The sequence below is a fragment of the Sphingobacterium sp. CZ-UAM genome (assembly GCF_002000245.1).
In the GTDB taxonomy this organism is placed as follows: domain Bacteria; phylum Bacteroidota; class Bacteroidia; order Sphingobacteriales; family Sphingobacteriaceae; genus Sphingobacterium.
Map to the genome: position 1 here is coordinate 1,308,815 of NZ_MTCM01000001.1, position 12,350 is coordinate 1,321,164.

12 protein-coding genes are annotated in these 12,350 nt (G+C 39.8%); 6 read left to right on the plus strand and 6 right to left on the minus strand.

From position 1 onward, the window contains the following. The first annotated feature begins 74 nt into the window (after positions 1-74). On the plus strand, positions 75-614 hold the full coding sequence (locus BWD42_RS05685; protein ID WP_175991965.1) for a GNAT family N-acetyltransferase: 540 nt from the start codon (positions 75-77) through the stop codon (positions 612-614). Between the two features lie 35 nt (positions 615-649). On the opposite strand, the gene BWD42_RS05690 is transcribed toward BWD42_RS05685, so the two are convergent. The 6 genes from BWD42_RS05690 to BWD42_RS05715 all read right to left on the minus strand — a co-directional run bounded on the left by BWD42_RS05690 (position 650) and on the right by BWD42_RS05715 (position 7,758). Next, positions 650-1,597: a polysaccharide deacetylase family protein gene (locus BWD42_RS05690; RefSeq protein WP_254846182.1), complete on the minus strand. Its 948-nt coding sequence runs from the start codon at positions 1,595-1,597 to the stop codon at positions 650-652. A 187-nt stretch (positions 1,598-1,784) separates the two neighbouring features. Further along, positions 1,785-2,534 carry a succinate dehydrogenase/fumarate reductase iron-sulfur subunit gene (locus BWD42_RS05695; protein WP_077433984.1) on the minus strand — a complete coding sequence of 250 codons (750 nt, stop codon included), beginning with the start codon at positions 2,532-2,534 and terminating at the stop codon, positions 1,785-1,787. Between the two features lie 11 nt (positions 2,535-2,545). Next, entirely contained in the window at positions 2,546-4,462 is a 1,917-nt protein-coding gene (locus tag BWD42_RS05700) for a fumarate reductase/succinate dehydrogenase flavoprotein subunit (RefSeq protein ID WP_077433986.1), read from the minus strand. A 10-nt stretch (positions 4,463-4,472) separates the two neighbouring features. Further along, on the minus strand, positions 4,473-5,168 hold the full coding sequence (locus BWD42_RS05705) for a succinate dehydrogenase cytochrome b subunit (RefSeq protein WP_262507807.1): 696 nt from the start codon (positions 5,166-5,168) through the stop codon (positions 4,473-4,475). Then, positions 5,141-6,571: an anion permease gene (locus tag BWD42_RS05710; protein ID WP_077433988.1), complete on the minus strand. Its 1,431-nt coding sequence runs from the start codon at positions 6,569-6,571 to the stop codon at positions 5,141-5,143. The genes BWD42_RS05705 and BWD42_RS05710 overlap by 28 nt, the downstream gene beginning before the upstream one ends. 20 nt (positions 6,572-6,591) lie before the next feature. Next, entirely contained in the window at positions 6,592-7,758 is a 1,167-nt protein-coding gene (locus BWD42_RS05715) for a porin (RefSeq protein ID WP_077433990.1), read from the minus strand. Positions 7,759-8,068: 310 nt separating this feature from the next. Here BWD42_RS05715 and BWD42_RS05720 point away from each other — a divergent pair, with 310 nt between their 5' ends. From BWD42_RS05720 to BWD42_RS05740, 5 genes are all read left to right on the plus strand, one after another. Continuing rightward, positions 8,069-9,457, plus strand: coding sequence for a family 10 glycosylhydrolase (locus tag BWD42_RS05720; RefSeq protein WP_077433992.1), 1,389 nt, complete (start codon positions 8,069-8,071; stop codon positions 9,455-9,457). A 48-nt stretch (positions 9,458-9,505) separates the two neighbouring features. Next, positions 9,506-10,537, plus strand: a complete 1,032-nt coding sequence (gene glsA / locus BWD42_RS05725) for a glutaminase A (RefSeq protein ID WP_077433994.1) — start codon at positions 9,506-9,508, stop codon at positions 10,535-10,537. A 122-nt stretch (positions 10,538-10,659) separates the two neighbouring features. Next, positions 10,660-11,025 (plus strand): VOC family protein, encoded by a 366-nt coding sequence (locus BWD42_RS05730; RefSeq protein WP_077433996.1) that lies wholly within the window; start codon positions 10,660-10,662, stop codon positions 11,023-11,025. 129 nt (positions 11,026-11,154) lie between these two features. After that, the gene (locus BWD42_RS05735) at positions 11,155-11,595 is read left to right on the plus strand and encodes a carboxymuconolactone decarboxylase family protein (protein ID WP_077433998.1); all 441 of its coding nucleotides are present in this window, start codon (positions 11,155-11,157) and stop codon (positions 11,593-11,595) included. 212 nt (positions 11,596-11,807) lie between these two features. Beyond that, positions 11,808-12,320, plus strand: a complete 513-nt coding sequence (locus BWD42_RS05740) for an SRPBCC family protein (RefSeq protein WP_077434000.1) — start codon at positions 11,808-11,810, stop codon at positions 12,318-12,320. Positions 12,321-12,350 lie beyond the last annotated feature (30 nt).

The following is a 12,350-nucleotide window of genomic DNA, read 5'->3' on the forward strand; positions in this document are numbered from 1 at the left end:
TATTTGTTAATTGCGAACCGCAACAACCACAGTAATTTGGAAAATATATTTTTCTCAAAAAAATCTGCTAAAAAATGAAAATACATATTAGACAAGAAAGTGCAGAAGATTATGAAACCGTTTTTGAACTTATACAGAAAGCATTCGAACATGCTGAGTATACGGATCATCAAGAACAGTTTCTCGTTCAAAAACTACGTCAATCGAGCGGGTTTATACCTGAGCTCGCACTGATCGCGGAGATCAATGGTAGACCTGTGGGCTATATATTAGTTACAAAGATCAAAATCGTCGATGAAGAAAATAAGAAGGCACATTCCTCCCTTGCTTTGGCCCCAATTGCAGTACTACCTGATTTTCAAGGAAAAGGGATTGGAAGCAAACTCATTAAGGAAGCTCATCGGATTGCAAGACAACTCGGTTTCGGATCTATTATCTTATTGGGGCATGCAGATTATTATCCGAGATATGGCTATGTGCAAATGGTCAAATATGGTATTAAAATGCCATTTGACGTTCCGGATGAAAATTGTATGATTATCGAACTCCTTCCGGAGGCTCTCGTCGGAGTTAAGGGAATGGTGGTCTATCCAAAAGAGTTTGGTATAACTTAGGGTTGGCCATATGTAGCAGCCAACCCTTTTCTTATTTAATATTTAATGGGATAATCCTGCATAAACTCGAATTGATATCCATCACTTTTAAGTGCATCGATCAATGATGATAATTGTTGTTGCCCTTTTTTAGTCTGAAACATATCATCGTGCATTAAAAACACCACATTATTGGGTACCATTGAACTTTTATTGTTCATAAAGTTGCGTATATGGGATAAAGTCGCTTCTTGGCTCACAATCGGGTTACCGGTAACGCTATTCAAACGCCATTCCACATCCCAGCCAAAAATACGATAACCATTTTTATGAAGCATATCAGCTGTTGTAGAGCCATTTTTTAAATCTATCTTGCGGATATCATCATACACCCAGATATTTCTACCCGGAAGTCTAACAATTTTATGCTGAAGATTAAGATCCTTTTCATTCTTTTCAAAATCTGCAAAAGCTTTTTCCGGATTATTATAGAATCGTGAATATTGGTTATTTGCATGCGTATAGCTATGATTATAGCAAGCAATTAATGGATTACTTTCATATTTCTGAAGATCCCGCTTTCTGCCCTTGCTCATGTTTGCATGCTTACCGATGAGAAAAACACTTACTTTTATATTTTTCTCCTTTGCCAATGAATCTATCGCCGCACTTCCGATCAAAGGCCCATCATCAAATGTCAAATAGATATGTTTGGGATGGGCATCAAAAGCTCTCCTCAAGGAGTCTTTCAAGTTGCGTTTTTGTTGTTTTACAGGAATAGGATGCAAACTATCGACTGTAAAATGTAGCTGATTTTTTTGAAGAGAATCCCATTTATTCAAAAGAACAGGTACTTTTTCCATTTGGGTCAACTTTTCGTTTAAAGTGTCCCTACCGGCCTCTTTACCACTACCCAATACTTTATTGGAGAAATCTTTGCACGACACATTACCCAAAATCACACCACATGTGAACATTGCAACCAATAACCTTCTACACTTCATATCTATCCTAATAACTTAAGTGATTTTTTACTTTTCAAAAATACTATAAAAACCAACTTAAAAAGTATAATATTTTATAAATCCCTGTTTTCCGTGATAAACAGCTACAAAAGCAACCAAAATATTTATCTAAGAGATTTAATATCACATTTAATCATCGGAGAGATGGTCAACATGTTACAACAGTTTATCTTTTTTTAAAAATCAAAGCTCTATTGTATTCAAAGTTCATCCTGGCAATATTTAGGACAGATATACCCTGTGGACATTCGACCTCGCAAGCTTCTGTATTTGAGCAGTGTCCAAAAGACTCCGCATCCATTTGCTTAATCATGTTGAGTACACGTTGATTTCTTTCCTCCTTTCCTTGCGGCAGTAAGGCCATATGCGTAATCTTTGCTGAAGTAAATAACGCTGCACTCCCATTTTTACAGGTGGCAACACATGCACCGCATCCAATACAAGCAGCCGAATCAAATGCTTCTTCAGCGAGTTCATGTGAAATGGGAATAACTGTGGCATCTGGTGCCTGGCCAGTATTGATAGATACAAAGCCCCCTTGTGAAATAATTCGGTCAAAAGCAGATCTATCCACTTTAAGATCTTTTTTCACCGGGAATGCAGACGAGCGGAACGGTTCTATCACAATGGTATCATTATCGTTGAACGAGCGTAGATGCAACTGACAAGTAGTCGTATGTTTTAACGGACCATGTGCTATACCGTTAATCATCACACCGCATTGTCCACAGATCCCTTCCCTACAATCATGGTCAAATTCAACGGGCTCCTCTCCGCTCACAATGAGCTTTTCATTCAAGGAATCCAACATTTCAAGAAAAGACATGTGTGGATTAAGGTCCTGTAGATCATAGGCTACCAGTTTCCCTGCTGTTTGATTATCTTTTTGCCGCCAGATTTTAAGATGTAGATTCATAATTGTTCATTTTATTTGTAGCTTCTTACAGTAGGTTGTATTTCTTCAAAAGTTAATGGCTCTTTGATCAATTCTGGTTCTTCCCCTTCTCCTTTCCAGGCCCAAGCAGATATAAATTGAAATTCAGCATCATTCCGCAGCGCTTCTCCATCAGCTGTTTGATATTCCTCCCTAAAATGTGCGCCACAGGATTCTTCACGGGTCAACGCATCATAGCACATCAATTCACCGATTTCAAAATAGTCCGCAACACGTCCAGCTTTCTCCAATTCGGTATTTAAAGAATTTGGTTGCCCGCTAACCATGACATTACGATAAAACTCTTGCTTAAGCTTCTTGATTTCCGCTATTGCATATTTAAGTCCCTGTTCATTCCGGGCTAGGCCACAATAATCATACAGCAGCTTCCCAAGTGTTTTATGAAAATAATCGACGGTTTTATTCCCCTTAATCTGTAATAATTCATCAATTTGCTTTTTAACCGCTAACTCCGCCTTTTCAAACTCCAGATGATCTGTAGAAATCTTTCCAGTGTGAATTTCATTCGATAAATAATTGGCGATGGTATAAGGCGCAATAAAATAACCGTCCACTGAGGCTTGAAGCAACGAATTTGCCCCTAAGCGATTAGCGCCATGATCTGCAAAATTAGCTTCACCAAGTGCAAATAGCCCAGGCAAAGTTGTCATCAGCTCGTAATCAACCCAAAGTCCACCCATCGAAAAATGGGCCGAAGGAGATATCATCATCGGTTCAGAATACGCATCATAGCCCGTTATTTTATGGTACATATCAAAGAGGTTACCATATTTCTCTTCAATTTTTTGCTTCCCTTGTTCCTTGATTGCTTTCGCAAAGTCAAGGTAGACGGCATTTTTTAAAGGACCTATACCAAAACCAGCGTCAATCCGCTCCTTGGCCGCTCTAGAAGATATATCCCGCGGTGCAAGATTCCCGAATGCGGGGTATCGACGTTCGAGGTAATAATCTCGATCTTCTTCTGGGATATCATTGGCGGCTCTGTTTTCATCCTGTTTTAATGGAACCCAAATGCGACCATCATTACGTAAGGATTCTGACATCAACGTCAGCTTGGATTGATAATCGCCTGATTGCGGTAAAGAGGTCGGATGAACCTGAATCCAACTTGGGGATGCCATCAATGCACCTTTTTTATGTGCCCGCCAAATTGCCGAGCCGTTGCAACCCATTGCTAAGGTAGATAGATAATAGATTTTGCCGTATCCACCTGTTGCAAGTATAACAGCATGCGCTGCATGTCGTTCAATCTCTCCAGTATCTAAATTGCGAACAATAATACCGCGCACTTTCCCGTCAATGACAACGACATCCAACATCTCATGGCGGGAAAAGAGCTGAACAGTTTTTTTACCAACCTGCCGCATCAGGGCTTGATAAGCTCCCAATAGCAGCTGCTGTCCGGTCTGCCCCCTTGCGTAGAATGTTCGGCTTACCTGCACCCCTCCAAAAGAACGGTTATTTAGATACCCTCCATATTCACGTCCAAAAGGGACACCTTGCGCCACCGCCTGATCTATCAAATTCAACGAACATTCAGCCATTCGATAGACATTCGCTTCACGCGCACGAAAATCACCCCCTTTTAAAGTATCCACAAACATACGATAGACACTATCGCCGTCATTCTTATAATTTTTCGCAGCATTGACACCACCTTGGGCTGCTACAGAATGAGCTCTTCGGGGACTGTCCTGAAAACAGAATGATTTGACCTGATAGCCCATTTCGCCAAGAGATGCCGCTATTGAGCTTCCCGCTAGACCCGTCCCCACAACAATCACATCCAATTTTTTGCGATTGGCAGGGTTGACAAGCTTTGCAGTTTTTTTATAGCGTGTCCACTTTTGCTCCAAAGGTCCCGCTGGTATTTTTGAGTTTAAAATCATATCTTCGCCTTTAGTTAACAGTAAAAAATATATAAATTGGCATTAACGCAAACCCTATGCTGATGACAATGGAATAGGTTGTACCAATTACCTTAAACCAATGGACAAATTTTGGATGATACAGTCCGAGGGTTCTCACCGCACTATGAATCCCATGGATAAGATGATAACATAAGGCCACCATGGACAAGACATAAATAAGCACATACCACCATTGTTGAAACACTGCAATAACCAATACATAGAGATCCTTATTTCCTTTTGCATCCAGTGGTGGAGCTCCAAACTTATATACGTACCAAAAATTCTGAAAGTGGATGACCAAAAATATCAGAATAAGCGTGCCCAGAATTCCCATATTTCGGGAATACCACTTGCTCGCGCGTCCACGCTGGTCTGACTGATAATCCCCACCTGTTTTTTTATTCTTTATAGTGATGACCAATCCATCAATAGCATGCAGTACAATACTCAGGTAAAGGACATAAGAAACAATTTTAATCAGGATATTTCCGGAGAGAAAGTGTGAATAGGCATTAAACTGTAGATGTGCCTGCTCCTGAGGTAAAAATAGCTGCAAATTTCCCAGAAAATGGATAAGCAGAAAGAAAGCGAGAAATAACCCCGTTAAGCACATAAGTATTTTCTTTGATAAGGTCGATAGCATAAGCCTTTTATTTAATAATAACCAATAACTTTCATCCATAAACCACCTACACCCATATAGATAATCAGCAGCACGATCCCGATTTCCAAACCACGCAACCACCATGACTTAAGGTCAACATAACCGCTACCAAAGAATACGGGTGCCGGACCATGACCATAATGTGTTAACACGCCATATATGGAACCCAGAAACCCAAGCATCATAGCCAACAACATGGGCGGGATACCTAATGATACACCTACTCCCAATAATGCCGCATACATTGCGGCAACGTGGGCTGTCGCGCTCGCAAAGATGTAATGGCTAAAGAAATACACCAAAACAATTACGGGGAATGCAATCTGCCAACTCAGCCCGCCAATCTGTACCTTGATCAAATCACTAAACCAACCTATAAATCCAAGTTCATTCAGCGAACTGGCCATCATGACTAAAACGGCAAACCAAACAATGGTATCCCAAGCCCCTTTCTCTGCTTTTACATCCTCCCAGGTCAGTACCGATGTCAGCAAAAGCAAAGTCAAACCAATAAATGCAGTAGTCGTCGCATCAATCGAAAGCGATCCTCCAAAAATCCAAAGTGCCAGAAGTATAAAAAATGCCAATAACATCAACCACTCATTCCTGGATATGGGTCCCATTTCTTTTAATTTCTCCGCAGCCATTTTGGGGGCATCGCCTGTCTTTTTTAATTCAGGTGGGTACAGTTTATAAAGTACAAGCGGAACAACAAAAAAAGCAACGATGCCCGGAATAAATCCTGCAACGGCCCAAGACATCCACGTAATATCAATACCTAGATTAGCAGCAAACTTTTGACACATCGGGTTGCTCGCTGTCCCGGTTAAAAACATGGAGGATGCAATCAAATTCATGTAGTAACTATTCAGTGTCAGATAGGATCCCAGCTTTCGATGCGTCTCTGGTTTGTCTGGAACAGAATCAAAACTGATGGCCATAGATTTCATGATCGGGTAAATGATACCGCCGCCTCTGGCCGTATTACTAGGTATCGCGGGTGCCAGACACACGTCAGCCAAGCCTAAACCATAAGCCAGCCCAAGCGAACTTTTTCCGAAAACCCGAATAAAAAGAAATGCAATACGATTGCCTAAGCCCGTTTTGATAAACCCGCGTGCTATAAAAAAAGATATCCCGATCAGCCAGATCACCTTATCCCCAAAGCCGGTCAAGGCTTTCGTAATAGATTTACCCGCATCTCCTGGAGCTAGAACCTGTGTCAGCGCCGTAAATCCAATCGCCATCATACACATCGTACCCATTGGCGCGGCCTTCAGAATGATCCCGAGTATGGTCGCAGCAAATATGGCAAACAAATGCCACGCTTCGGGACTAACGCCCTTAGGAACTGGAATAAACCACAAAATGAGCGCAACAATAAAGGTGATGGCTACATTTTTGATACTAATTTCTTTCATAATAATTGAGGTTTAAAAGACTAGAATCTACTTTGTACTTGTACGATAAATAAGTTTTTATTGTATTCATTGGTATTCTGAGTCTGCTTCTTATAGCGATCGAGTTGAAGACCGAGCTGTATCCGGGCGCCATAATTTTTCAAAAACTCCAGACCAAACATAGGCGTAAAAGTTTGCCTTGCATTTGCATTTAACTTATAATTTGGGTCGATATACTCATAACGACAGGAAAGCTCAAATGCACTGAGGTTATAATAGTTGACTTCATACCTTAAATTCGGCAGGAAATAGATACCCCGGACGAGATAGTCACTTAATTTTGAGGTACGCGAACTCTCGTCCAACGCATAATATAAGTTATGATTGATAGCCTGTTTTGCTTCCAGCTGCATATCCAGGTTCCAACGTTTCCCAAAATCTACATTTCCGCTCAGATCCACTCCCAGCGCATGTACTTGCTTTTTCATGACCTCACCCACACCGCCATTCAACCCAAGATTGACTCCATATTTTTTTGAAAGCCCAAATACCAAGCGTGTTGAATATTGCTTTCCGTTGTCATTGTCGACGATTTGGTTTTTACCATTTCCATTGACCACGGAAAAAGAATAACTGAACGGCATATCTCCTAAACTGACCTCCCCTGTTGCAGCCATTCCAATCTGGAAACTCGCCCAGCCTAATTTACCAAACTCAAGGTATTGATTTGACCAATCCAACGATTTAATAATGTCTATTGGATAAGTTTCCTCAATGCCAAACCATGGTCGAAACTGACCAACTGTAATGGCCAGCTTAGGGCTAAACGTATATTTTAAATATGCATTTTCAAGTACCTTTGTTTTTGGGTCACTTTTAAAATCGGCTAAATTGGCCAGAACAGCTACTTCAGTTCGTTTACTGATCTGTGCGCGCATCTGCACCCGCATATATTTCACCATAAAATTATTGTCGGTTCCAGAACCATCACTATGGTGAAGCCCATTCACGTCAACATCTTTAGTTGTGCTCACAAGGTATCGCGCCTGAAAAAGCCCCTTTATCTGCAGTTTGGGATAGGTGATTTCTTCTTTGATTTGCTGTACAGAATCTCTTTTTATCGGCTCAACTGGACCCGGTTCTTGTCCCTTTACAGCCGTGTATAACAATAAGTATAAGACAGAAATTGGAATGTAAAGTTTCCTCATATCTAAAATAATTAACTATTTGCTAGTAGCCCAGCACACTTTTCACCGTCAATAAATGATCTATTCAAAATTATTCTCGCTTTAATAACATATTAACTGATAGATGGTTTTATTTTTTTATAAATTTTGTAACTAAAAGAAAGTTTTCTCCAAAGAGAGCTCAAATTGATTAAATTCCACGTTTTTGTGTATTTTCACGGTTGGATATATCCAGGTTTCAATTTTTGAATTAGTAAAAATTTCAAGATTGAAACAGATACCAAATATCCAAAGAACAGATTTTAGATAAATTTTAGAATCAATAAATCATATGAAAGAACAATTAATCAGAAAATGCTGTATTTGCCTTGTACTAATTATTTATGGGTTTTTCATCCCTGTTTCCAACGCGGCGGAACGGGAGAAGCCGGCAATGTTTTGGACTTGGCTTGATTATAATCCAACTACAAATTTTGATTCTATCTGCCGTGAGATGAATTACCTGGGTATTGACGGGGTTATGCTGAATGCAGCTAGTCCGGATGAATATAGAGTCGCCATTCCTATTGCAAAGAAATATGGGATACAGGTAATTGCCTGGCTATGGACGATGAACCTGGAGCATGATCGGGATAAGATCCTAAAAGAGCATCCAGACTGGTTTAGTGTCAATAGAAATGGAAAAAGTCTGGCTGATACCACTGCGTATGTTGGCTACTACAAATTCCTATCACCCGTTGTACCAGGAGTAAAAGAATATATTAAACAAAAAATCCAGTCTTATTGCGAAGTTGAAGGTCTCGATGGTATATCAATAGACTACAACCGCTATGTAGATGTTGTATTACCAACCACTTTGTGGCCAAAGTATAATATCGTTCAAGATCGCGAATACCCCGCATGGGATTATGGATATCACCCCATTGCCATAGAGAAATTCAAAAAACAATATGGTTATGATCCCAGGGCACAAAAAGACCCATCAAAAGATCTGAAATGGAGGCAGTTTCGCTGTGATCAGATCACTGACATCGCTAATATGATTGCTGATGTTGTCCACAGCCATGGAAAGACTATGGCAGCCTCGCCTTTTCCTACACCAAAAATGGCTTCGAGAATGGTTCGTCAAGATTGGGGTAAATGGAAACTGGACGTTGTATTTCCTATGGTATACAGCAACTTTTACACCGAGGACCCAAGCTTTATAAAAGATTGTACGCTAGAAAATGTCAGAGATAAGGCTGCGAATACCACTTTATACTGTGGATTGATGGCTAAAAACAATGATGAAATGTTTGTCGATATGGATGAGGCTTTAAATAATGGTGCTCAAGGAATCTCTATTTTCACCATTCACAGTCTCCGAGATCCAAAAATTAAAGAGCGCTTCAGAGCCTATACGACAGCAGCTAAATCCAAAAAAGAAAAAAATAATGGAACCTTACCTCGTATTTCAACCAATAAAGTAGAAAACGACCCTTTTAAGAAAGCTGGGATTATGAAATTGATCACCCAAAAAATTCAAGACATGGTAAAAGCTGAAAATCCGGCAGCAAATCCTGTGGTATTATCTAATTATAAGCAAGTTGATGCGTACGATGTCACAAAAAAATATCTTGTAAAGGATAAGGTCAGTAACAAAAACTTCTATGTGACCTTCTTTTTCTATGGTGACATACTTTCGGGTTGGAATGTTGATCCTGCACCTTCGAACAGCTAAAGTATCGGCACTTTCCTATCTTTGGGCTTTCATAAATAGATTGAAGAAATGAATAGAACTTTTGGTTTGATAACAGCTTTACTTATCCTAAGCTATACAGGGGGGACAGACGTATGCCGGGCGCAGCAGACGACAAGCACCGCAACGGTAAAGGATGCAAAAAAGATCGATCAAGCAACATTAAATAGCATTCTTGAAAAGAATAGTCAGCGCTTTAAACTGGGAAAAGTAGCAGATTACATTCCAGAACTGAGCAAAGCAAATGCACAATCCATTGCACTATCTGTTGTAAATAACGATGGTACGCTGGTAAGTGCCGGAGATATACATCAAAAATTTACGATCCAAAGCATATCAAAAATAATTGCGTTGATGATTGCGGTACAGGAGAATGGTGAAAAAGCTGTTTTTGAGAAAATGGGATATTTTGGAACCGACAAACCTTTCAATCACTTTGGCAATTTAGAAACAATGGGTAAACCGCTTAACCCCATGATGAATGCAGGTGCTATATTGACCACCGCCCTTATTAAAGGGAATGCTGAAGAACCCTTCGCTAAAATCCTCAAGATGATACGTTTCATTACAAACAATGAACTGATAGATTATAGCCATGCGGTATATAACTCAGAAAGAGAAACAGGTCATCGGAATCGCGGTATGTTCTACATTATGCGAAATAGTGGGTTAATTGATGGTGAAGGAGAAGAGAAGCTCAATAATTACTTCAAGCAATGTTCCATCGAAATCACAGTAGAGGATCTTGCCAAAATAGGTTATTTTTTTGCCAATCACTGTGTCCGATATGATGGAAACAAACAATTTCAAGATGCTAATCTGTCACAGCTTATTCAGTCACAAATGCTGATTGCCGGCATGTACGAATTCAGTGGTGAATATGCCCGTACCGTTGGGCTCCCGAGTAAATCTGGTGTAGGTGGCGGAATCGTAGTCAGCGTTCCCCATAGTATGGGAATAGGCGCTTTTAGTCCGGCGTTGGACCAACACGGCAACTCACTTGCAGGTTATCACATGATCCTAGATCTGGTGAAGGCCAACCATTTGAGCCTATTTGACTAATAGATCAGATCCCTTAAATTAAATCGTTTGCAAAACCGAATTCCAGTTTTGCTTGTTAATTCCTAAGTCAGCATAGCTATATGCGGGCTTAGGAAAAATTAAAATACCAAAATAATAAACCAATGGTGAGAACAGAAACAATAATCGCTGTAGAAAGTGTTTCTAAAAGTTCAACCTTTTACCAGGATTTGCTAGGTTGTACCAGCGAACATGGTGGCGAGACTTTTGAAATTCTAACAGTTGAAAATAATGTAATTTTATGCCTTCACAAATGGGGTGAACACGCACATCCCACCATGCTCCAACCCAAAAATGCCGGGAATGGTCTAATCCTATTCTTTCGGGTAGATAATCTCCAGGAAGTGTTTGAAAATGCCACCAAACTCGATGCCATGTTCGAAAAAGAAATTCACTACAATGAAAATTCATTAAGAAATCAGTTTATCCTCCGTGATCCTGACAATTATTACCTGATTATTTCAGAATAAGAAGTTTCGTCCGCAACAATATGCGTTGGTTAGATTTAACAGATATTAATTTGACGCGTGCTTTCTTAAACCAGTTTAAGTTTATTATTCAATCTTTCCTGCAACTTTGTCGTATCAAAATATAAAACAATGACAGCACGATTAAATATTGCAAAATTAGATGCAACAGCTTATAAAGCGATGATGGGTTTAGAAACCTACCTCACTGGTATCTTTCTTACCCCTATCCAGAAAGAACTTATTAAGATAAGAGCATCCCAAATTAATGGATGTGCTTTTTGCCTTGACATGCACACCAAAGATGCATTAAAGTATGGTGAAACTCCACAGCGTATATTCTTGCTGAACGCCTGGCGTGAGACTGAATTATTTAATGCCGAAGAACAGGTTTTATTGGAGATGACTGAAGAGATTACCCTAATTCATCAACAGGGCCTGACAGAGGAAACTTATCAAAAAGCGAAGAAACAATTTGACGAAAAACAGATTGCACAGATCATTATGGCTATTATTACAATCAATGCCTGGAATAGAATTGGTATAAGCACACATTTGGAATTATTAAAGTAGGTAAACCAGGGGCATATCCGCCAGGATGCGAATTCAATCGCTCCCGATAGGATGTAAATGAATCTATAAAAATGGGGTCGGTCTAGCACGAACGGCCCCATTTTCGTTTAAAATAACCAGTCGATAAAATCTTAAATCCACCAGCCCACAAATCACAATAATCAGCTATCTTTAATCCGAAAAAGTTTATTAAACCAATTAAACGCAGAAAAATGAAAATCATTAAAAAACTTTTAATTGTTTTGGTTATTCTCATTGCCATTCCCTTAATCGTGGCTCTTTTTGTTCCTAAAGATTTTGAAGCAAAAAGTGAGATTACCATTGACAAACCCAAGCAGGAGGTCTTCAACTATGTGAAAATGCTTCGAAATCAAGATCACTTTGGAGTATGGCAGCTTTCCGATCCACAAATGAAGAAATCCGAACAGGGTACCGATGGTCAGGTTGGATTTAAATACAGCTGGGATGGCGAGAAAGTTGGAAAAGGTTCGCAAACCATTACGCGCATCGTAGATGGAGAAACGATCGAAACATCACTTGACTTTGGATTCGGCGAACCGTCAAAAGGTTATTTTACGCTGAAGGAAATATCACCGAACCAGACAGCGGTGACCTGGGGCATTACCGGTAAGTCACCTTACCCCTGGAATCTAATGAGCCTATTTATGAATATGGATAAAGATTTTGATCAGGGGCTCAAAAACTTAAAAGATGTCTTGAAATAGTTTCATACATCATAAAAAAAGGTATTTAAA

Bases quoted from the DNA above. Each gene is read 5' to 3' on its own strand.
- BWD42_RS05685 (WP_175991965.1), top strand. From the start codon at position 75: ATGAAAATACATATTAGACAAGAAAGTGCAGAAGATTATGAAACCGTT.
- BWD42_RS05690 (WP_254846182.1), bottom strand. From the start codon at position 1,597: ATGAAGTGTAGAAGGTTATTGGTTGCAATGTTCACATGTGGTGTGATT.
- BWD42_RS05695 (WP_077433984.1), bottom strand. From the start codon at position 2,534: ATGAATCTACATCTTAAAATCTGGCGGCAAAAAGATAATCAAACAGCA.
- BWD42_RS05700 (WP_077433986.1), bottom strand. From the start codon at position 4,462: ATGATTTTAAACTCAAAAATACCAGCGGGACCTTTGGAGCAAAAGTGG.
- BWD42_RS05705 (WP_262507807.1), bottom strand. From the start codon at position 5,168: ATGGATGAAAGTTATTGGTTATTATTAAATAAAAGGCTTATGCTATCG.
- BWD42_RS05710 (WP_077433988.1), bottom strand. From the start codon at position 6,571: ATGAAAGAAATTAGTATCAAAAATGTAGCCATCACCTTTATTGTTGCG.
- BWD42_RS05715 (WP_077433990.1), bottom strand. From the start codon at position 7,758: ATGAGGAAACTTTACATTCCAATTTCTGTCTTATACTTATTGTTATAC.
- BWD42_RS05720 (WP_077433992.1), top strand. From the start codon at position 8,069: ATGAAAGAACAATTAATCAGAAAATGCTGTATTTGCCTTGTACTAATT.
- glsA (WP_077433994.1), top strand. From the start codon at position 9,506: ATGAATAGAACTTTTGGTTTGATAACAGCTTTACTTATCCTAAGCTAT.
- BWD42_RS05730 (WP_077433996.1), top strand. From the start codon at position 10,660: ATGGTGAGAACAGAAACAATAATCGCTGTAGAAAGTGTTTCTAAAAGT.
- BWD42_RS05735 (WP_077433998.1), top strand. From the start codon at position 11,155: ATGACAGCACGATTAAATATTGCAAAATTAGATGCAACAGCTTATAAA.
- BWD42_RS05740 (WP_077434000.1), top strand. From the start codon at position 11,808: ATGAAAATCATTAAAAAACTTTTAATTGTTTTGGTTATTCTCATTGCC.